Origin of the sequence: Chryseobacterium ginsenosidimutans (assembly GCF_039536845.1) — a bacterium.
GTDB classification, from domain to species: Bacteria; Bacteroidota; Bacteroidia; order Flavobacteriales; family Weeksellaceae; genus Chryseobacterium; species Chryseobacterium ginsenosidimutans_B.
In genome coordinates, this window is sequence record NZ_BAAAZJ010000011.1 from 198,926 (window position 1) to 221,649 (window position 22,724).

At 34.6% G+C, this 22,724-nt stretch carries 16 protein-coding genes; 12 read left to right on the top strand and 4 right to left on the bottom strand.

Annotation, left to right across the window (positions count from 1 at the left end; translation table 11 throughout):
- The first annotated feature begins 85 nt into the window (after window positions 1–85).
- The 6 genes from ABD745_RS17220 (at window position 86) to msrA (ending at window position 8,858) form a co-directional block, all read left to right on the top strand.
- Window positions 86–2,242 carry a TonB-dependent siderophore receptor gene (locus ABD745_RS17220; RefSeq protein WP_344832947.1) on the top strand — a complete coding sequence of 719 codons (2,157 nt, stop codon included), beginning with the start codon at window positions 86–88 and terminating at the stop codon, window positions 2,240–2,242.
- A gap of 41 nt (window positions 2,243–2,283) precedes the next feature.
- The gene (locus ABD745_RS17225; protein WP_344832950.1) at window positions 2,284–3,483 is read left to right on the top strand and encodes a PepSY-associated TM helix domain-containing protein; all 1,200 of its coding nucleotides are present in this window, start codon (window positions 2,284–2,286) and stop codon (window positions 3,481–3,483) included.
- Window positions 3,480–5,597 carry a TonB-dependent receptor gene (locus ABD745_RS17230; RefSeq protein WP_344832954.1) on the top strand — a complete coding sequence of 706 codons (2,118 nt, stop codon included), beginning with the start codon at window positions 3,480–3,482 and terminating at the stop codon, window positions 5,595–5,597. Before ABD745_RS17225 ends, ABD745_RS17230 begins: the two co-directional genes overlap by 4 nt.
- Before the next feature lie 105 nt (window positions 5,598–5,702).
- Window positions 5,703–6,911: a PepSY-associated TM helix domain-containing protein gene (locus ABD745_RS17235; protein ID WP_344832957.1), complete on the top strand. Its 1,209-nt coding sequence runs from the start codon at window positions 5,703–5,705 to the stop codon at window positions 6,909–6,911.
- An 85-nt stretch (window positions 6,912–6,996) separates the two neighbouring features.
- Complete coding sequence (locus tag ABD745_RS17240; RefSeq protein WP_344832961.1) at window positions 6,997–7,965, top strand: ROK family protein; 969 nt, start codon at window positions 6,997–6,999, stop codon at window positions 7,963–7,965.
- Between the two features lie 338 nt (window positions 7,966–8,303).
- Window positions 8,304–8,858 carry a peptide-methionine (S)-S-oxide reductase MsrA gene (gene msrA, locus ABD745_RS17245; protein WP_344832963.1) on the top strand — a complete coding sequence of 185 codons (555 nt, stop codon included), beginning with the start codon at window positions 8,304–8,306 and terminating at the stop codon, window positions 8,856–8,858.
- Window positions 8,859–9,103: 245 nt separating this feature from the next.
- Here the strand turns inward: msrA and ABD745_RS17250 are convergent, their stop codons facing one another.
- On the bottom strand, window positions 9,104–10,870 hold the full coding sequence (locus ABD745_RS17250; RefSeq protein ID WP_344832965.1) for a RagB/SusD family nutrient uptake outer membrane protein: 1,767 nt from the start codon (window positions 10,868–10,870) through the stop codon (window positions 9,104–9,106).
- A gap of 18 nt (window positions 10,871–10,888) precedes the next feature.
- Window positions 10,889–13,930 (bottom strand): SusC/RagA family TonB-linked outer membrane protein, encoded by a 3,042-nt coding sequence (locus tag ABD745_RS17255; RefSeq protein ID WP_344832968.1) that lies wholly within the window; start codon window positions 13,928–13,930, stop codon window positions 10,889–10,891.
- 328 nt (window positions 13,931–14,258) lie between these two features.
- Between ABD745_RS17255 and ABD745_RS17260 the strand changes: the two genes are divergently transcribed.
- Entirely contained in the window at window positions 14,259–15,326 is a 1,068-nt protein-coding gene (locus ABD745_RS17260; protein ID WP_344832971.1) for a phosphatidylinositol-specific phospholipase C1-like protein, read from the top strand.
- Between the two features lie 178 nt (window positions 15,327–15,504).
- Here ABD745_RS17260 and ABD745_RS17265 read toward each other — a convergent pair whose 3' ends face one another.
- Entirely contained in the window at window positions 15,505–17,295 is a 1,791-nt protein-coding gene (locus tag ABD745_RS17265; RefSeq protein WP_344832973.1) for a metallophosphoesterase, read from the bottom strand.
- A 72-nt stretch (window positions 17,296–17,367) separates the two neighbouring features.
- Entirely contained in the window at window positions 17,368–18,165 is a 798-nt protein-coding gene (locus ABD745_RS17270) for a hypothetical protein (protein WP_344832977.1), read from the bottom strand.
- 377 nt (window positions 18,166–18,542) lie between these two features.
- Here ABD745_RS17270 and ABD745_RS17275 point away from each other — a divergent pair, with 377 nt between their 5' ends.
- The 5 genes from ABD745_RS17275 to ABD745_RS17295 all read left to right on the top strand — a co-directional run bounded on the left by ABD745_RS17275 (window position 18,543) and on the right by ABD745_RS17295 (window position 22,723).
- On the top strand, window positions 18,543–18,764 hold the full coding sequence (locus ABD745_RS17275) for a hypothetical protein (RefSeq protein ID WP_344832980.1): 222 nt from the start codon (window positions 18,543–18,545) through the stop codon (window positions 18,762–18,764).
- A gap of 73 nt (window positions 18,765–18,837) precedes the next feature.
- Window positions 18,838–20,496 carry a tetratricopeptide repeat-containing sensor histidine kinase gene (locus ABD745_RS17280; RefSeq protein WP_344832983.1) on the top strand — a complete coding sequence of 553 codons (1,659 nt, stop codon included), beginning with the start codon at window positions 18,838–18,840 and terminating at the stop codon, window positions 20,494–20,496.
- A gap of 12 nt (window positions 20,497–20,508) precedes the next feature.
- A complete protein-coding gene (locus ABD745_RS17285; RefSeq protein ID WP_344832986.1) occupies window positions 20,509–21,171 on the top strand; it encodes a response regulator in 663 nt (220 codons plus the stop codon).
- 138 nt (window positions 21,172–21,309) lie between these two features.
- Window positions 21,310–21,648 (top strand): YegP family protein, encoded by a 339-nt coding sequence (locus tag ABD745_RS17290; RefSeq protein WP_344832989.1) that lies wholly within the window; start codon window positions 21,310–21,312, stop codon window positions 21,646–21,648.
- 4 nt (window positions 21,649–21,652) lie between these two features.
- Window positions 21,653–22,723 (top strand): type I restriction endonuclease, encoded by a 1,071-nt coding sequence (locus ABD745_RS17295; protein ID WP_344832992.1) that lies wholly within the window; start codon window positions 21,653–21,655, stop codon window positions 22,721–22,723.
- Window position 22,724 lies beyond the last annotated feature (1 nt).

Below are 22,724 nucleotides of genomic sequence, written 5' to 3' on the forward strand. Positions count from 1 at the left end.
TGTATAACAATTATATGATAAATATCAATCCTGTAATTTATTTAGAATAATTAAAAACAATATATTTGCACAAAATTAGACTTTCATGAAAAATGTACTGATCTGTGCTTCGTTGTTAGGTTCTATGCTAACTTTTGCCCAGGAAAAAGATTCTATCAAATCGAATGATATTGAAGAGGTTGTTGTAAATGGAAAATATTATCAAAAATACAAATTAAATGAAGTTTCAGGATCTTTAAGATTACAAACTCCAATCATTGAACTTCCTCAAAATGTACAATCAATAAGCGCTGGAATTTTGGCGGATCAGATTACATTAAATATGTCTGAAGGAATTGTACGAAATGTAAGTGGCGCCAGAAAAGTGGAACACTGGGACAACGTGTATTCAAATGTATTCATGCGGGGAGCAAGTATTGCAACCTATATGAACGGAATGAACGTTACTTCAACTTGGGGACCGATCAACCCGGATGCTTCAATTATTGACAGAATAGAATTCGTGAAAGGACCAGCTGGATTCATGGGTTCTATGGGAGATCCTGCAGGTTTCTACAATGTTGTAACTAAAAAACCAACCGGAAAATTTCAAAATTCTGTAAGATTTACAACAGGAAGTTATAATCTTTTTAGAGGTGAAGCCGATTTAGACGGAATTATCGTTAAAAATGGAGTTTTAGATTACCGTTTAAATTTAATGGGTAGCACCAATGAATCTTGGGTAGAAAATGATAAGACGAAAAAAATCATTGTTGCTCCATCTATTACTTTCAGACCAACAAAAACAACAACTTTAACAGCACAATATAATTATCAGTTTTTAAAATTCTCTCAGCCTGGAGCTTATTTAATGTCAAATGATGGATATGCTTCATTAAATGTACATACAAACTTCAACGATAAAAATTTTAAAGAAACTGAAGTAAAAGATCAAAGTTTATTTTTAACATTGGATCAAAAATTATCCAAAGACTGGTTGTGGAGTACTCAATATGCTTATATGGATATGAAGTATGATGGTGGCTCTTGGTGGGGAAGTTTCGACACTCAGAACAGCAATATCTTTAACAGAACATTAAGTAACTGGCAAGCTGTCGGAAAAAACCATATTTTCCAGACATATATTAGAGGAAGCTTGAAAACAGGAAATATTACTCACAAAATTATTGCAGGATTTGATTATGGAGACAGAAAATACAATGCAGATTTTTCAGGTTATGCTAATGGTGTTTATCCTATAAATATTTACAATCCTCAATATGGTGTAGATTCTTCAACATTACCATCTAATGATTTTTATACATTAAATCCAGCTGCACCTTTCTATAACGACCAGGGAGTAAAATATACCTCATATTATGCTCAGGATCAGATAGAAATGCTTAATAATAAATTACGTTTAACTTTAGGAGGAAGATATACGAGCGGAACTACATACGCAGGCTATCCTTTTTATTCTGAAAACAATATTGTTCCGAAAGATAAAGCTGATGAATTTACTCCGAGAGTTGGTTTAAGCTACTCTATTAAAGATGATTTTTCAGTATACGGAGTTTTTGATAAAACTTTTGCGCCTCAATCTGGGGTAGGTAAAAGTAATACCTCAATTACAGATCCTTTCAAAGGTCAAAACATTGAATTTGGGATGAAAAAAGATTGGTTCAATGGGAAATGGAATACAACAATTGCATTTTACGAAATCAGAAGAAAAAACATTCTGGTTGGGGGAAACACTAATGAAAACAATGGTATTCCTTTCCAGATACCAACCGGAGAACAGAGAGCCAGAGGTTTTGAAACAGATATTAAAGGTGAAATTGTTAAGGGCTTAAATGTTGTAATCAATTACGCATATACAGATGCTAAAACAGTAGAAGATACTGATGTTACAAGAATTGGTGTTCAATCTCCCGGAAACGCTAAGAATGTACAAAACACTTGGTTAAGCTACAGATTTGAAAACGGAATGTTAAAAGGGTTCGGTCTTTCAGCAGGATATCAATATCAAGGAGGAAGACAATCTTGGTTTGGAACAACTGCAAAATACGATCAACGTTTGGAAGATTATTTCGACACAAACTTTGGGTTCTCATATGCTTCTAAAAAAATAGATGTTAATTTACTTTTAAACAATACTTTAAACAGAAAATTATACAGCGGATACAGATCAGATGACGGTTCATACGCTTGGATCTACAATGCTCCGAGAAACTGGAGACTTTCAATAGGATATAAATTTTAAACAAACAAAAGCTAGCCTCTCAAAAAGGTTAGCTTTTTACTATGAAAAAGAAGCATCACCATAAAAAGAAACCTTCTTTTACCAAAAAATGGTCTGCCAAACTGCATTTGTGGTTTGGTTTGTCTGTTGGTATCATTGTTTTTATTGTCTCTTTGACGGGAACAATGTATGTTTTCAAGGATGAAATTCAAGGCATTTTACGGAAAGATGCTGTTTATGTAAAAGTTGAAACGATTACACAAAACCCACTTTCTATTGAAGTTTTGAAGGAAAAAGTTTCTATGGAAGTTAACGAGAAATATCCTGTCAGTTCGGTTGAAATTCCTTTAGATAAAAGTAGGTCTTACGAATTTTTATATTACGAAAAAGATAAAAAGGCTTGGAATTATTTTGATGAAGTGAAAATCAACAAACTCATTTACGTTAATCAATACACCGGACAAATTCTAGGAATTTATAATGAGAAATATGACCTCTTCCCTATCTTAAAAGCCATTCACTGGAGCTTACTATTGAATTCTGATTGGGGGAAATACGTGGTGGGAATTCCGGTGGTTCTATTTATCATCATGCTGATCACAGGAATTATTCTCTGGTGGCCACAGAATAAAAGAATGAGAAAAGGACGCTTCTCATTCGACTGGAAAAATGTGAAAACATGGAAACGTAAAAACTATGATCTTCATAATATTCTGGGATTTTACGCTTCGTTTATTGCTTTACTATTAAGCTTATCCGGAATTTACTTTGCTTATCCTTGGGTGAAAAGTGCTTTCAATATTACATTATCCGGTTCACTTGAACTTCCTAAAGAAAAAGAAATAAAATCACCGGATTCATTATTAACAAAAAACAATTCAGTTTTTGACATCACAGCTCAGGAAACGAGAAAATTATACGCAGAATCTTCAAGTTTCAGAATTCCATTAAACGGAAAAAATAAAAAAGGAAAAGAATTGAAAAATATTCCTGTCACTGTTTATGGCGAAGACGGAAAATTTGCTATAAGAAATCAGCTTGTTTTTGATAAATACTCAGGAAAATTACTCTCAAATAAACCTCATCAGAAACTCAATAACGCAGAAAAATATGCCAATGCGAATTATGACATTCATACAGGATCATATTTCGGTATCGTTGGAAAAATCATCTGGTTTATCACAGGTTTAATCTGTACATCATTGCCCGTAACAGGATTTTTAGTATGGTTAGGAAAGAAGAAAAAAGGAATTAAAAAATGAAGAAAATAATACTATCTGTAGCCACATTAGCTACCATCACCACATTTGCACAACAAAAAGATTCTTTACAGGTGAAAGATGTAGACGAAGTTGTATTAACGGCATCCAGAAAAAGAGAAAACATCAAGGAAATTCCAAGTTCTGTGACGATTGTCGGTCAAAAACTGATTCAGTCACAATTGACAGTGAATTCAGATATTACGAGCATTTTACAATATACTGTTCCGAGTTTGGCGACAAGTTCAGGGCAAACTTCCAATACCGGACAAACGTTGAGAGGACGTCAGGTTTTGGTCTTAATTGATGGTGTTCCGCAATCTACCCCACTTCGAAACGGAGCGAGAGATTTGAGATCCATCGATCCATCTGTTATTGAAAGGATTGAGGTTATTAAAGGTGCTTCATCAATCTACGGAAACGGTGCAGACGGAGGAATCATTAATTATATTACGAGAAAAAATAATTCCGATAAGAAGATTTCAGGAATTTCTCAGGTTGGTATTACTGGGCAACCTTATGGAGGAACATTAGGATTCAGAGCGAGCCAGCTACTTTCTGGTAGTTTTGCCAAAAAGTTTGATTACGTTGCATCATTCGCTTACGAAAGAACAGGTTATATGAAGGATGCAGATGGCGTGAATTTAAGTCCGACGTACAGTCCTGCAAAAATGGATAACTACAACGGAATGCTGAAGTTAGGCTACAATATTAATGATAATCAAAGAATTGAAGCTTCTTATATTGGCTATGCTTCAAAATCTGATCTTAATTTAGATTTAAAAACAGGGAAATACGGCCTAATTCCAACCATCGGAGAAGGAGAAGGAAAAAATCTTGAAACCACTCCACAAGGAACGCCGAGAAACCATAATGTAAAAGTAAGCTACGACAATAAAAACATCTGGAAAGGAACTTCATTAAATGTAAATCTCTACATGCAGGATTTCAGAACAGTTTACGGATACAGTGATACTTTCTTAAATGGTGGTCAGTCGAATGTAATTTCCAAAAAATACGGAGCAAGAGCCAATTTCGATACTCAGCTTTGGACAGCACAGAATTCTCAGGCGGAAGTTATTTACGGAGTTGATATTTTAAATGATCAAACCGTTCAGAAACTGGAAGACGGTCGTTACTGGACTCCCGATATGAACATGACCAACATCGCTCCTTTTGCTTTGGTTAAAATTGATTTATTAAAGAAAATAACCATCAAAGGAGGTCTTCGATATGAAAATATGAAAGTAGAAGTTGGAGATTTTAACACCCTTTCTACTGTAAAATCAGACGGAACATTTACAAAAAGTATTTTCGTAACAGGCGGAAATCTTGAATATAACGCTTTAGTTGCCAACCTCGGACTTCGCTACAACATCAATCCGATGATCAATATTTTCGGAAGCTTTTCTCAGGCCTACTCGATCAATGAACTGGGAAGAATTTTGAGAACCTCAACTTCCGACACAATCAATAATCTTGAAACAAAACCAATTATCGTTAATAATTATGAATTGGGAGCAACAGGAAACATCACAAAATGGCTGAATTATGAAGTAACGTCTTATGTAAGTACGTCAAAATTGGGTGCGACCTTCATTCAAAGTCCAGACAGAGCTTTAACGATTCAAAGAGCACCGGAAGTTGTGTATGGTGTTGAAGGATTTTTACATTTCAATCCGACAAGATGGATCAATTTCGGTGGAAGTTATAGCTGGATGGAAGGAATCACTTCTCCGAAAGACGACGGGGATTATTCAACAAAAATCAACAACAGCAGAATTTCTGCTCCAAAAGTTTTGGCATATGTTCAGGTAAGACCAACACAGAAATTATCTGTCGGACTTGATATGCTTCATGCTTTCGGGCAGGACAGATTTGAGCCAAACGCAAAAACCGGTTTATACGTTTACGGCGAAGGAAGAGTTCCGGAATACACGGTTTTCAATTTTAAATCTAGCTATGACGTTAATAAAAACTGGAGGGTTTCTTTAGGTGTCGAAAACGTTTTCAACAAAATGTATCAACCCGCAATTGCTTGGTGGGGAGCAAGAGATGCCGATTTCACCAACTCTTTGGGAATGAGAGGAACGTTCATGCTTGAATATAAATTTTAATTAATCAACAATTTATTACAAGGTTAAATAAATTGCCTTATCGGGTAATTTATAAACATTCTAAATAAAAATTAAAATCTTATCTTTGCCGAACTTAAAGAAATTATGAAGAAGAAGCATCACAAGAAAAAGCCAAGCACATTCAAAAAATGGACAGGAAAACTGCATTTGTGGTTGGGTCTGGGTATCGGATTTTTAATCTTCATTATCTCCATTACAGGAGCTTTATATGTCTTTAAAGATGAAATTGAAAACATTACCCGTAAAGATGTTATCTACCACCACGAGCAAAATATTGATCAGAAAGAGGTTCTTCCGATCCGTGTGTTGGAGAAAGCTGTTGTGGAGCAAGTGAAGGAAAAATACCCCGTTCATTGGGTGAATATTCCTATCGATAAAAAGATGTCTTATCTTTTTTACTGGTACGAACACAACCCGAAAGGCTGGAATTATTTTGATGAATTTCCGATTTATAAAGCAGCTTATGTAAATCCTTACAACGGTAAAGTTTTAAGAACATATGACGAGAAAAACGGCTTCTTCCAGATTGTAAAAATGATCCATTGGAGTTATCTTCTAAAACAGGAATGGGGAACTTATGTTGTGGGAATTCCGGTAATTATTTTTGTTATTATGCTTATTTCAGGGATCGTTCTTTGGTGGCCTAAGAATAAAGCAGCCAGAAAACAGCGTTTTTCTTTCAAGTGGCAAAATGTAAAAAGCTGGAAAAGAAAGAATTATGACCTTCACAATATTTTAGGATTTTATGCTTCTATTTTTGCATTAATCTTCTCATTGACAGGACTTTTCTATGCGTTTTTCGTAGTTCAGGCGGCATTTTACTTTATTTTCTCCGGCGGGAAAACAGCCTACCCCGATTTTTCATCCATTAAAACAAAAGCTCCGATTGAATTAAGAACAGAAGGAACTTTAGATAAAATCAGTAATACAGTTAAAGCAAAATATCCAAATTCTTATGGTTTTTCGATTGATTTGGGACACGAACATATGGACGATCATGAACATCCGAATTTTGAAGTTTATGTAAAACACTTATCATATTCTTACCACAAAAGCAGCAGCTTGATTTTTGATGAAAACTCGGGTGAATTGCTTCATACTCACGACATGAAAGACAAAAATTTCGGCGAAAAAACAGTTGGAGCCAATTATGATATCCATGTCGGATCTATTTTGGGACTTCCCACAAAGATTATTGCTTTCATTGTAAGTTTGATATGTGCCTCATTACCAGTCACCGGCTTCATGATTTGGTGGGGAAGAAGAAAAAAGAAAACCGTAAAAGCAACATAATATTTTTTTCAAATAAATATTTGGTTAATCGTCTCAGAATACAATCTTTTTTATAATTTTAACCTTTTAGAATTTAAGAATAGAAATGTCATTAATCGATTTATCAAAAAACGTTGCCCTTGGTATTGATATAGGCGGAACGAATACGAAATTTGGAGTTGTAAACCACCGAGGCGAAGTTCTTGAAAAAGGACATCTGCGTACTGATGCCTACGAAACTGTGGAAGAGTATATTGATGCTTTGTACGAAAACATCAATCCACTGATTGAAAGACACAGCAAAGAAAGGACCTTCGACGGAATCGGGATCGGTGCTCCTAATGGCAATTATTATACAGGAACCATCGAACAGGCTCCGAACTTACCCTGGAAAGGTGTAATTCCTTTTGGGAAATTAATGACTGAAAAATTCGGTCTTCCTGCAACAATGACCAATGATGCTAATGCAGCGGCTTTTGGTGAAATGCTTTTCGGAGCAGCAAGAGGAATGAAGGATTTCATCATGATTACTTTGGGAACCGGTGTAGGAAGCGGAATCGTATCCAGCGGAAAGTTAATCTACGGACATGATGGATTCGCAGGAGAATTAGGTCATACGATCGTAAAACCAGGCGGAAGAAAACACTGGAGCACAGGTTCTGAAGGAAGTCTTGAAGCTTACGCATCTGCAACAGGAATCGCAATCACAGCAAAAAAAATGAGAGCAGAATTTCCGGAATCTATGCTGAATCAGTTTCCTGAAGAAGAAATTAATTCTAAAACAGTACATGAATGTGCCTTAAAAGGCGATCTTATTGCTATTGAAGTATTCAGATATACAGGACAGAAATTAGGGGAAGCATTGGCGAATTTTGTTATGTTTTCTTCACCGGAAGCTATTCTTTTGTTTGGTGGAGTTATCAAAGCGGGAGATTTTATTTTAAAGCCTGCAAAACTTCATATGGAAAGAAACCTTCTTCCGATATTCAGAAATAAAGTGAAACTGGTTTTCAGTGAACTGGACGAAGCGGATGCTGCTATTTTAGGCGCAAGTGCTTTGGTTTGGGAAAAGTAATTAAAAACTGTTTTTTAAATGATATTGAGCATCCTTTTGGGGTGCTTTTGTTTTTATTTTAATTGAGATGCTTCGACAGGCTCAGCATGACAACGCCACAAATTAACCGTAAAATAAAACAGTCAGTATTAGAGATGTCATGCTGAGCCTGTCGAAGCATCTTTCAATAATATGTTTCAATTAAAGATTAATTCTTTAAAACAATTTGTCTCATCTATCATCATAATTTGCGTTTAGAGGAGTTTATAGGACAATATTTGAAAAACTTTTCCATATTTTTGATTAGTTTTTTATTCTTTAAAAAGAGAAAACATATTAAATATAACAATCAACTTAGAATGGATAACAATAATTTAGAACAGATCACTTTTGGAGGCGGATGTTTCTGGTGCGTGGAAAGCTGTTTCAATATGCTGAAAGGTGTGAAATCAGCAATTTCAGGATATTCGGGAGGTCATAAAGATAATCCGACATATGAAGAGGTTTGCACGGGAGAAACAGGTCATGCGGAAGTTGTACAGATCACTTATGATCCTGCAATTATTTCTTATGAGCAATTGATGGATGTTTTCTTTTTCCTTCACGATCCTACTCAGTTAAACAGACAGGGAAATGATATCGGAACGCAATACCGTTCTGTTATTTACTATAAAGACGATGCTGAAAAAGCAAAAGCAGAAGAAGCGATCAAAACATCTCAGGAATCAGGAAGATGGGCAGGAACCTATGTGACAGAAGTAACAAAATTCGACAAATTCTGGGCAGCCGAACAATATCATCAAGGATATTACAATGAAAATCCGACACAGCCTTATTGCAGTGCTGTTGTTGGTCCTAAAATTCAGAAGTTTAAAAAACATTTCGGAGAACTCGGAATGTTGAATAAGGAATAGTATTCAAATCTCTTTAGATTTGGCTAAAGCCAAATTGGATTGATAATTTTTATAAAACGGGCTAAAGCCCGTTCCCATTGATGAAATTTCGTACATAGATTGAATTATACTTCTAAAATATTTGCCAGGATTTCTGCGGAATGACAAACATAGTGGACAAAATTTAACCTAAAAAATAAAAAGCGAAGAGAAAAATCTCTTCGCTTTTGTTGTAAAAAATAATCGTTTTATAAAGAGGAAAAAAATTAATATCCCGGATTTTGTTTAAAATCTGTTGATGCGTCGATCGTTGCCTGAGGAATCGGGAAAATTCTTCTGTAAGGTTGAGAAGCCGGTTTCGCCGTTCCTGCCAAATCAAATTTTCCGAATCTGATTAAAGCTTTTCTTCTGTACATTTCCCAATATAGCTCATACCCTGATTCTTTAATCAATGTATTAGCATCTAAAGACGTGATTGCAACACCTGGAGCACTGCCTTTTAAGGCATCATTCGTTCTGCTTGTTCTTAATTTATTAACATCAGCCAAAGCAGCAGTTACATTTCCATTTCTGAAATATGCTTCCGCTCTCATCATATAAATTGTTCCCAATCTGTATAAAGGAACATCCATTCCGCTTGTACTATTGTTCCCGTAACCCGGATCAAACTCAAACTTGAAGTTTCTTACTCCTCTATTGATCTGAGCTTGTGTAAATACAGCTTCTGAAGGATTGTCAAAGTTTAATTCAGGTGTGAAATCTGCAGCAAGCGTAGTGTTTTTTTCTGTGAATAATTTATAAACCTTAATTCTCCCATCGGCTGTCATATCAAATGTTCCATCTGCAAGAATCTTAGGACCATACTGCTGACCAACCTGCAATCCCCTGTTGAAATGAAACCACGGTTTTCCCGTTCCTTCTACTTTGCTTGTTGATGGCACGCTTACGTCTGTTCCGTCATTTCTGAACCAAGTTCCGTCTGAGTATTGATAAGTTCTCTGGAAACGAGGATCATTATGATTTCCATCCCAGGAATAATAAAATTCCGGAGTGATGCAATTTGCGTTTGTCCCTCTGTTATCAGGGGAAGGCTTCTGGATTCTTTCCATAGACATATAAGCTAAGTCATTATCCGAACCTTTGTCTGAACCTGAAATTTTCTTTTGAACAATGGTAAAGATCATTTCTTTACTCGTATCATTATTGATATCAAAATTGTGGAAATAATTAGACTCTAAACTGAAATTCGCATTATTAATTAACAAATCAGAATACATAATCACTTTATCCATATCTGTTCCTCCTCCATTAACAGCCTGCTCCAGAAAATTGTAATTGCTTGCTGTTTTATTTTTCAAAACAGCTCTGTTCAGATACATATCTGCCAATAGTGCATACGCTGCCTGTTTTGTAAATCTTCCCGCATGAGTATTCTGAGTTTTAATATCCGCTAAATTTGGAATAAGTCCTTCCACTTCAGTAATTAAAGCATCAATTGTCGTTTCCGCTTTTCTGATCTCAATAGGTGCATTAATATTATCCGGATCTCTGTAAGGAGCCTGCCCAAACAAATCGATTGTTGTATAGGTATAAAATGCTAATAATCCTTTTGCTTCTGCCAAAAACAACGTCTTGTTTGCTCCTGTACTTTTACTGGCGCTTGATATTGCCGTTAAAGATTTTGTGATCCCAAAGTTCAACTGATTCCATGTTGTTTTCACAACGTCACTATTGGCGTCCCAAGAGAATTCGTGCATTGCTCTCCATTTTCCACCGTCTCCCCAATCGCTTCCTCTTGTCGGTAAGATTGCCTCATCAGTAGAATATTCCTGCAAGGCAAAAACACTTCCATGGTCTACAAAAGTTCCTTCACCAAGCTGACTGTAAGCTGCAGCCAAAGCCGCTTCAGGATCTGCAATTTCAGAACCCAAAACCTCATCGATCACTTTTTCATCCAGATTTGTACATCCTACTAAAGATAATACGGCAATGGATAAAACGATTTTATTAATATTTAAAAATTTAGATTTCATGATTTCTTTTAACTTCAATTAAAATTTAATAGTTGCTCCCAAAATGAAAGTTTTCGCAGACGGATATGTCGTGTAATCAATTCCCAAAGACTGGTTTCCTCCAACTTGTTTGTTTGTATCAACAAGAGGATCATAACCTGTATAGCTTGTAATTGTAAATAAATTCTGTGCGCTTACATATAGATTAATACTTCTCAGGAATTTCAACTGATTCATATCGAAAGTATATCCTAACCTTACATTGTTCAAACGAATAAAGTCTGATTTCTCAAGATATAAAGAAGATAATTGCGGCTGATTGGTAAAGCTTGCTCCCGAATCGTAGAAATTTTTCAGAACGTTTCTGTCTGATGCTAAATTGTTGATATTTAAATCCAATGCTGTATTATTTACCAAATAACCTCCCGTCTGTCCGATAAAGGAGAATGAAAAATCAAACTTCTTATATTTCATGTAAGAATTGATACCGAAAGTAAAATTAGGAATTGCTCCCTCGAAGATTTTTCTGTCGTTCTGATCGATTCTTCCGTCTCCGTTTATATCTTCATAAATATATTTTCCGTTGGCGTCAACTCCCAAATAATTGTACATATAAAAAGATCCTGCCTCATATCCATTTTTATAGATATTTGCTGTAACTCCCGAAAGTCCTGGTCCTGAAACTTCACCCGAATATATCGCTGAAACCGGAAGATCTTTCACAACATTATTCACTGTTGCTCCATTTACATCAAAATTCCATGTGAAATTTTCATTTTTAATAATTTCTGAGCCTAACGAGAATTCAAAACCTTTATTAACGATTTGTGCATCAACATTTTTCCAGACTGTACTTGTCGGGCTTAATGGTCTTGAAGGAATATTAAGAATCGGATCTTTTGTTGTTTTGTGGTAATATTCCAACGATCCGTACAATTTGTTTTTCAATAAACTAAAATCCGCACCAATATTGGTTTGCTCTACAACCTCCCATTTCAGGTCTGGATTTACGGTTCTGTTGATAGAAACTCCATTGATTAAATTTAAATTATCATACAAGTAATATCCCGCAGCCTGCGTCAATGAAGAACTTGCCTGTGTAATTTTGTTCGGAACTTCCTGATTTCCGGTTTGTCCCCAACTTCCCCTTAGTTTTAATTCATTAATAAATTGAGAGTCTTTCAGGAAGTTTTCGTTAGAAACTGTCCAACCTACTGCAACAGAAGGGAAATATCCGTATTTGTTGTTCTTTCCGAAACGGGTAGAACCATCTGCTCTTAATGAAGCCGTTAATAAATATTTTTTATCAAAATTGTAATTTACCCTTCCGAAATAGGACTGCAATTCGTTTTCCTGCGCATAACCCGCTCCCGGAACAAATGCTGTTCCCGAATATCCAGGATTAAGTTCCGGAGCAACTGCACCTTGAGCAGCAATATCTTTTAAGCCAAAATAAGTTCCCGTAGATTTGAATTTCTGATAAGAGAAACCTCCTAAAACGCTGAAATTATGTTTATTTAAATTAAAATCATACGTTAAATAATGTTCCAAAAGCACGTTATAAGAATCTAAATTTGCCTGAACATACATTCCTTTAGGTGTTCTGTCTGTAACGTTCGGATAGATCGTTGTATTTCTTTCCGACATTGTTTTATCAATCCCTAAATTGAATTTATAATTTAATCCTGGCAAAATTCTCAACGTAGCTTCCGTATTTCCTAATACTCTGAATGTATTTGTTTTATCATTATAAATACTTAGCAAATACAACGGATTGTAGTGAGCATTCATGTTGAAATTGGTATAATTTCCAGCTGCATCATATACGGAGCGTGTAGGATTTGCCATCAAAGCATGGATAATCAACTGTCCGTCTGATCCTGCATTTCCTCCGTTCGGAACTCCCGTTTCTTTAATATCGCTCGCCGTAAGATTTACTTTAACTTTTAATCTTTTATTATCGAAAAAAGACTCTTCTGCATTCAAACGAGCTGTTGTTCTTTTGAAACCACTGTTCAGAACGATACCATCCTGATCCATGTGAGAAAGTGATGCAAAATAACTACCTGTATCCGTAGCTTTTGAGAAAGAAACCGAATGATTGGATGAAACTGCATTTCTGTAAATCTCATCCTGCCAATCTGTATTTCCGCCATGATCATATGCTTTATTAATTCCTGCTGATCTGTATTCATCGGCAGTCATTAAGTCTAGTTTTTTAATAACAGAAGAAAAACCTAAATACGTATCATACGTAAACATTGGTTCACCCTTCTTCCCTCTTTTAGTCGTTACCAAAACAACACCGTTTGAACCTCGCGCTCCATAGATCGCTGCCGCAGAAGCATCTTTCAAAACAGTAATGGATTCGATGTCATTTGTATTTAAAAAGTTTAATGGATTTTTCGCTGATGTATTTCCTAAACCGACATTCGGAGATTGTGCGCTTACCGCATCATTACTCAAAGGAACACCATCTACAACGAATAAAGGTGTACTTCCGCTTCTGATGGATCCGATACCTCTGATCGATACATTCACTCCCGCTCCGGGTTCACCACTCGACTGAACAATACGAACACCTGCAATTTTCCCCTGCATCAAATTATCAACGGAAATGTTCATTCCTTCTTTGAAATTTTCTGCCTTCAATTGACTTACAGCTCCCGTTAAATCAGATTTTTTCTGGGATCCGTAACCAACCAGAGTAACCTCTTCAATAGAAGTTGCCGCTTTTTTTGATTGTAACTGAACAGAAACCGAAGTTCCCGTAATTTTTGTCTTTTGAATTTCATATCCATCGTAAGAAATGGATAATGTCTGTCCGATATTTGCAGAAATACTGAAATTTCCCAAAGCATCAGTAGTCGTTGTGGCTCCGGTTTCTACAACAGTGACTTTCGCCCCTTCAACTGTAGAACCATCCTGATCTGTTACATTTCCGGTGATCGTTTCTTTCACCTGAGAGAAAACAGAATAATTTGCTGTGAATTCTTCCGCATGAGCCTGGTTTGCTACCAGAAAAATCAATGCGATCGGAATTAGTTTTTTAAACTTAAAAAAATTAATTTTGTGGTACATATCATTAAGTAAAGTAATTACAACGTTACATTGCTTAGTAAAAAGCCGCTGTTGTTCCCGCAACAGTGGTTTTCATTTCTGCCCGTCGTTAGTTTTATTTCGGCATACAAAGTAAAAACGTTTAACCTGAAATCATTTTAACATAATATTATCTTAAAGTCAATAAAATATAAATATCCCACAATGATAAAATACAATACCACTAATTATCAACAAGTTAAAAATGTGGTTTTTTATTCATTCACACAATCTTAAAAAACACTTAACATAATATATAAACTCTCAAATATGAAGACTCGCTAATTTCGCCATTACAAAAATTGAAGTAATGAAAAAGGCAGTTTTCCTAGGTTTGTATTTATCCTCATTAAATCTATTCTGGGCACAATCTCAAAATTTAAATGATTTAAAGATCAATGAAGTTCAGGTAATAGGTTCACACAACTCATATAAAAAGGCGATTCTTCCGGAAGTTTACAATTATTTATTAAAAAAAGACACTTTAAATTTCCTTCCAAGAATTCAGTATGAACACATCCCGATTCCTCAGCAATTGGATCTGGGATTAAGAAATCTTGAAATTGATGTGTATGCAGACAGCAAAGGCGGAAAATATGCTCATCCGAAAATTTTAGATCTGGTAAAAACAACGCAGCCATTCGATCCGGAAGGAAAAATGAAAAAACCGGGTTATAAAATGATCCATATTACAGATATTGATTATCAAACCCAATATTACACGCTGGAAGATTGCTTAAAAGATCTGAAAAAATGGTCTGATGCACATCCCGATCACGATCCTGTTTTTATTACCCTTGAACCGAAAGACGGAAAAGCAAATCAATTTGGAACTGAGCCTGAACATTATACTTCAAAACTTTTTGATGATCTGGATAATGAGCTTAAAAAATATTTAGGTAAAAATAAAATCATCACTCCCGATGATATTCGCGGATCTTATAAAACCTTGAACGAAGCGGTTTTAAATAAAAACTGGCCAAAAGTGAAAGACGCGAAAGGAAAATTCCTTTTTGTTTTAGATAATAACAGCGAAAACAGAGACCTATATATGGAAGGACACCCATCTCTGAAAGGAAGAATGGTTTTCACGAATTCAAATCCGGGAACGCCTGAATCTGCGGTTATGTTAATGAATGATCCAAGTCCGAAAATTGCCGAATTGGTAAAACAAGGATACATCATCAGAACCAGAGCCGATGCAGACACGATGGAAGCCAGAAAAGAGGATTATTCAAGATTTGAAAAAGCAAAAGAAAGCGGAGCACAGGTAATTACAACAGATTATTATCAGCCGAGTAAATTATTTAAGTCAAACTATAAAATTAGTTTTGATAACAATACTTACGAAAGGAAAAATCCTGTGAACGGAAAATAGAACATTTTTTACGATTAGATTTATAATGAAAAGACTGTCAGATTTTTGATGGTCTTTTCTGTTTTATTTTTCTACAGATTTTTTTTAAACACGAATAACACTAATATTCTCACAAATAAACACAATTATCAAGGTGTAAACATCTGTGCAAATCTGTGAGATCTGTGGGAGAAAAAAACTACAATCTTTTTATCTCCTGCTTTTTCAAATCTATTTCAAAATGATCTGCAGGATCTCCACTGGAAAGCAATGAGAGAGTTTTAAAGACAGATTTTAGCTTTACTATAAACGGATCCTGCGATTGATTTTCGTGAAGCAGTTTTTCTAAGATATAATACTGCTGCAACCTTTCCTTTGGAATATCTTTTTTTGCCAACTCATCAGCAGATTGGAATTTATATAAATCCAATAAAAGGCTTTCAAAATTCCATATTTGAAAGGCTTCCGGAATGATTCCTTTTTCTTTTAATTGATTTTTATTTAAAATTAATAATAACCAATCCTGTCCATTTAACGTTTTTGTTTTTTCAATGAAATCTTTGTCCCAATCATCCGGAATCATTCTCAAACGAACCAGTTCTTTTAAATGAAACAACATAAAATCATGATATGTTTTTGTCTGCAAAATATCTTTATTCCAAAGGATTTTGCTGTTGTCTTTTTTTAATGCTTCATATTCTTTTTCGTACAGTGGAAATAACTCGTCAAAATTGGGAACATCATTTAAAACTTCTGTTTGCACTTCCATTTTTTCTGGAGAATGAATCGTCAGAATTTTGTACGCAGGAAGATAAGCCGCCAATGAAGGAACCTGAATATTCACCAACATTTTATCTTCAAATTTTCGGATTCCTGTGTCATTGATGTGCATATGTCCCGCAAAATGAATCTGCAAACCGGCTTCAGCAAACGCTTTTGCCACTTCTTCATCCGGAACCCGTTCTAACTGCCATTTTTTTTCACCTAACAGATTTTTGATTTCATCCGTTGCTCCGTCATTGAAATCGATCATAGGATAATGTGTAAATGCAATGATTGTTTTTCCGTTAGCTTTTGCTTCTTGAGTTATTTTTCTTACCCATTCGATCAGATGTTTTTTATTCGTCAAGACGTTATTGTAACCAATGCTTGCTCCTTTATAATTTGAAGGATTATTCGGATTTTCATTGAGATTTTTCGGAATATAGGTATTTCCGTCGATGGCAATCATCCAAACTCCTTTCACAGGTTCGACGACATAACTTAAATCCGGAACAGGAAAACCTTTTGCAACCTCATACATTCTTTTGGAATAATCGGCATTTTGAAGAGCTTTTTCGTAAGAATAATGTGTAAAAGTATCGGAATCGAAAGGTGTACTCCAAAACAAATCTTCTTTTTTGGGATAAAAACCAAAGTCTTTTAATTCCTCTGAAATTTCCAGATATCCGGATTCTGCGATGTCTTTTGTAATGATCTTATTTTTGACCTTTCCGATATTTTCTTTGCTATAAATTCCCAACGGATTTCCGTCCTGTCCAAGAAAATCATCTTTTCCAGCATTCTGTCGAAAAGGACCGACCGGATCGTGATTTCCTGTCGTGATATAAAAATCAATCCCGTATTTTTTGTGATACTGATCTAAAATTTTGTGCAATCCACGAATGTTGTACGCTTGTCCGTCATCCGAAAAATCTCCGGGCATGGCGACAATTTTAATTCCTTTTTGCGCAATATTATCCAATGCCTTTAAGAAGGCAAAATAATTTTCATTGAAGATTCTTGTTGAATGCAATTGAGCGTCCATTGTCCGCAGAATGGTTGGTTTTCCGGTTTTAGGATTGACAATTCCTTTAAAATCGTTGTCCGAAAAACTTCCATACAAATCCTGAAAATGTACATCTGAAAGAAAAGCAATCTGCACAGGTTTCTGTTGAGCAGAAAATAAGGAGAAAGCCAACAGTAAAAATGAGAATATTCCTTTATTCATCTTAAAAGAGACAAAATTAAAGGAATATCCGGCAAATCGTTTTAATTGAATTTTAAATAATTGTGAAGGAAATTATTCTTCTAATTCTGCGTTTGCTCCTGCGTAAGTTTCAAGTATGCGTTCTGTAACATCTTTTAATGCTTTTTCATTTTCAGGATGTTTACCAAAACTTGTAAAGAATTCTATATGATTGTTGCTTTTATCATACCAAACTTTCCCAATAGCATTTGCCGTAGTAAGTGTATCTGGTCTAGTAATTTTTTTGAGGTTCTTAAACGAATATTCATTCATCGGAACTATCTCAACCTGAGAACCGAGAGAACTGCTATCTGTTGCCATATATCTGTCTTTATCCCAATACATATAAGGTTTGTCTGTAGCGGGAGAAGCCCAACCGGACATCCAACTTAAGGGCTGGGAAGTTTTATTATTAGAAAAGACAACACCTCCTGTAACTAATAATAGCACGAAAATCATTTCCATAATACCTAATCCATTTTTCTTGAAAATATCAGGTAAATTAAAAATTGGCTTGTTAGTAATATTAATAACGATTTTAGATAAAGTTTGGCTGACTGTATATTCGATTGTTTTCCAATCTAAACAAAAGCTTCTGAAATCATCATATTCTAAATAAATACTAAGATCATCTAAAATTGCTGGCTTTATATTATAATCGCCGTCATTCTCCACTATTGTCCTATAATAAGTTTCAAAACTCCTATAACTTAAACTTATTTTAAAATCATCTAGCAAATCCCTCTCTAATGATTTTAAAATTCCACTAAATGACTTCTCTGTGGTATTATCTGATGCTTTCTTAAAGACTTCTTCCAACAGTCTTCTTTTCTGGGGTAAAAATTTTGACATATTCAACGGTTATTAGTGCGAAAATTATGAAGTTTTAAATCAACAGCATTACGGTTTTCCGTACTTCTCACTGAAAAAACTTTCCAAAAACTTTCCAAAAACTTTCTAACCCTTGCCTTCTTTTCCTTTGCATCTTTGCCATAGAAATCAGTGAGAAACAAAACATTACAATAACAAATTTACAAAACTGATTTCAAAAATCACCAGATAAAACGGAAGAAAACTCCGGGTTGGGAAGCAGATGTTTCTCTTCCGTTTTTGAAGGTTCCAACTTCCCAAAAAATTTTAGAAGCGCTTCGAAATTTAAATGTGTACAGCTCGCGATAAATACTTCGTGAGAGGAAGAAAAAATTTCAAAATCTTAAAATTTTTTTAAAATGCTAAATCTAATATTGATGCTAATCTCATTAGCATTCGGGAATAATAATGCAAATACATCATCATGTAATCACGATAATAACGGACAACCAACCACTCAATTGACAAACCCAGGTGGCGGAACTGATCCGGGAAACGGAGTAGATCCAGACGGACCAGGTAGTGGAGGAAGTACAGGAGGTAATACAGGACAAAATCCTCCTCCATTTACTAATCCATAATTAATTATAACAGAGCAGATTGTTTTAATCTGCTCTTTTTTATTACTTTGTAGCATAAAACTATTTAACAACTATGAAAAATTATTTTTTACTTCTTTTTTTAGTATTCCTCTTCTCTTGTGGCAAGAGAACAACCGATAATCAAGACAAAAGTATCGCCAATTTTTATTATAAAAAGGCAAAAAAAATTAACAATGATTCTGCTTTTTATTATTTTAATCTTGCTAAAAATTCATATTTAGATATTAAAGATTCTTCCGGAGTTGGTCGTTCATTAGTAAATATGGCAATTATTCAACATGATCGCGGTGATTATTATGGGAGTATTGAAACTTCTCTTGAAGCAAATAAATTTCTCAAAAATGTCAAAGATAGTATGACAAGCTGGATACTAGCATCCAGTTATAATAACATGGGGATTTGTTCATCTTATTTATACGAATTCGATAATTCTGTAAAGTTTTACACTGAAGCATTGAAATATGTAAATGATCCTGAAAGTAAATATCTTTATCATAATAATTTTGGTGATGTTTTAACAACTTTAGGAAAATATAAACAAGCACAAGAAAATTTTAAAATAGCCCTTAAGACAAAATTTAAAATTAATTATGCAAGGACGTTGAATAATTTAGCAAAAGCTAAATATTTTGAAAATAAAAACTATAATCCTCTTCCTGAATTTTTTGAAGCTTTAAAAATTAGGAAAGAACAAAATGATCCTTTCTCTCAGAATTCAAGTTATGCCACATTATCTGATTATTTTTTTGATAAAGACAAAGCAAAATCTCTTGATTACGCAAAAAGAATGTTAGAAATATCAATCCAAAATAACAGTAAGGAAGATCAGCTACAAGCTTTACAAAAAATAGTCAACTTAGATACTAGAAATTATTTAAGTTATTTTAGAAGATTTCAAGTATTAAATGACAGCCTGCAGATATTACGAACAAAAACAAAAAATCAATTTGCTGTTGTAAGATATGATGTGGACAAAAAAAATGAGGAAAATCAAAATTTAAAACTTCAAGACGCCAAAAATGAAGTTCAAATTTTCAGACAATATCTTCTTGTTGCAAGTCTAATCATTGCCATTATTTTTATTACAATTTGGTACAGAAGAAGGCAATTAAAATTAAAACAAGAAAAAGAGCTCGAAGTCAAAAACACACAACTCAAAATGTCGAAAAAAGTTCATGATGTCGTTGCTAACGGAATTTATCAGGTAATGACGAAGATTGAAAATCAGGAACATTTTGATAAAGATGAAGCGCTTGACGAACTGGAATTTGTCTACGAAAAATCGAGAGATATTTCTTACGAGAAAATAGATTCGAAAAATGATGAGAAAGATTTTAGCGAAAAAATATCAGAATTAGTTGGCTCTTTTAAAAATGAAACGGTGAATACTTATACCGCCGGAAACGAAAAAGAGATTTGGGAAAACGTAAAGGAATCTACACAGGAAGAAGTTTATCAAATCGTTCGTGAATTGCTTGTCAACATGAAAAAACACAGCGAAGCGGATCGCGTAGTTTTCAGATTCGAAAGAGAAAATAACCTCATCAAAATCTTTTATACAGACAACGGAATCGGGATTTCCGAAGATGTCATTTACAAGAATGGCTTATCTTCTACGGTTTCCCGTATAGAAAATATCGCCGGAGAAATTATTTTTGACACCAAAATAGAAAAGGGACTGAAAATCAACATTTCATTTCCCGCTCATTAAAAACTAAAAACAATGTTCAAAAAAATTTTAATCGCCGAAGACCACGAAAGCATCAATTTGTCTGTACAGAAAACATTGGAAGATCTCAACATTCCGAATGTTGATTATGTATATTATTGTGATGATGCATTGGCAAAAATCCAGAAATCAATTCGCGAAAATGAACCTTATGACCTTCTGATCACCGATTTATATTACGAAGAAGACCATCGGGAGCAGGAAATTAAAGACGGAAAAGAATTAATTCAGAAAATAAGAGAAATTCAGCCTTCTTTGAAGATCATCGTTTTTTCTGCCGAACATAAATCGGGAGTTATTAATTCGCTTTTTAAGGAATATGAAATCAACGGTTATGTCCGAAAAGCCAGAAACGATTCTAAAGAACTGAAAAAATCCATCGCATCTGTCTATATCAACGAAAATTATTTATCTCTTGACATGAAGCAGGACGTAAAAAAATTCAACAGTTATGAGTTTTCAGCTTATGATATTACAGTAGTTACTCTTCTTTCAAAAGGAGTTTTACAGAAAAACATTCCCGTTCATCTTCTGGAAAAAGGTATAAAATACAGCTTAAGCAGTGTTGAGAAAAAATTAAATAGTTTAAAAGAAGATCTTGAAGTGACCAGCAATGAACAATTGGTTGCTTTTTGTAAGGATATCGGGATTATTTAAAACAAATTTTCTAAGCATATTTAACAGAAACCTTTCATTTTTTTGGAAGGTTTTTTTTGTTTTTTGCTGGTTTTACGGATTCCCGTAAGGATTGGAATTTAAAGGGTTATACTTTTGGAGTGTTAAATAAAAACAATCATGGGAAAATTTGTAATCACTCAAAGAATCAACAACGAGTATCAATTTAATCTAAAAGCCGGAAACGGAGAAATTATTTTAACCAGCGAAGGTTATGTTCAGAAAGCATCTTGTCAAAAAGGAATAGAATCTGTGAAAATCAATTCTCAGGAAGACTCTCGATATGACAAAAGAGTCGCGGTAAATGGCAAAGATTACTTTGTCTTAAAAGCCAGAAATGGAGAAATTATTGGGAAAAGCCAATTTTACGCTTCGAAAACAGCGATGGAAAACGGAATTCATTCTGTAAAATCCAATGCTCCAACCGCAGAAATCGTTGATGAAACTCTTAAAAACTAAAACAATGGATCTTAAAATAAAACTTGAGCAACTGCATCAAAAAGTTATTGGCTTAAAAGAACAGATCGGAACAGAAGAAGCTACAAAAAATGCCTTCGTCATGCCTTTTATTCAAATTTTAGGATATGATATTTTCAATCCGACAGAAGTTGTTCCGGAACATGTTTGCGATATCGGAACAAAGAAAGGAGAAAAGGTAGATTATGTCATCAAAAACAATGACGAGCCTATTTTCATCATAGAATGTAAACACTGGAAGGAAAGTGCAGATGCACATAATTCTCAGCTTCACAGATATTATCATGTTTCTAAAACGAGGTTCGGCGTTCTTACCAACGGAATCGTTTATAATTTCTATACAGATCTTGAGAAACCAAATATTATGGATGAAAAGCCATTTTTCACGATCAATATTGAAGATTTAAAAGACAGTTCGATTAAAATTCTGGAAAGTTTTACTAAGAAAGATTACAATCTGGAAAGTATTCTGGATTCTGCGGAAGCCTTAAAATACATCAAAGCCATCAGAAAAGAATTTGAAAAAGAAATCGAAAATCCATCTGATGAACTGGTCAAACTTTTGGTCAACCGCTTTTTTGAAAAACCATTAACAGCCAACAGAATGGTTTCTTTTAAAGAATATGCGAAGAAAGCATTAACAACTTCTATCAATGAATCCATCAGTTTCAGGCTTAAATCTGCATTGAGCATCAACGAACGAATTGAAAAACAGGAAGATGACGTAAAACCCGCTCAGCCAATTGATGAAAACAATGATTCTAAAATCGTAACCACGGAAGAAGAATTGGAAGGATTCCAGATTGTAAAAGCCATTCTGAGAGAAAAAATTCCGTCTGCAAGAATTGCCTACAGAGATACTTTGTCCTATTTCGGGATTTTATTGGATGATAACAACAGAAAACCGCTTTGTAGACTGCATTTTAATACCGCTAATAAATATCTGGAGACTTTTCACAACGGAAAAGAAGCGGGAGAAAAAGTTTTGTTAAACAGTCTGGATGAAATCTACAATTTCAGAAACCAGCTTCATCAGACATTAGAAAATTACAATTAGC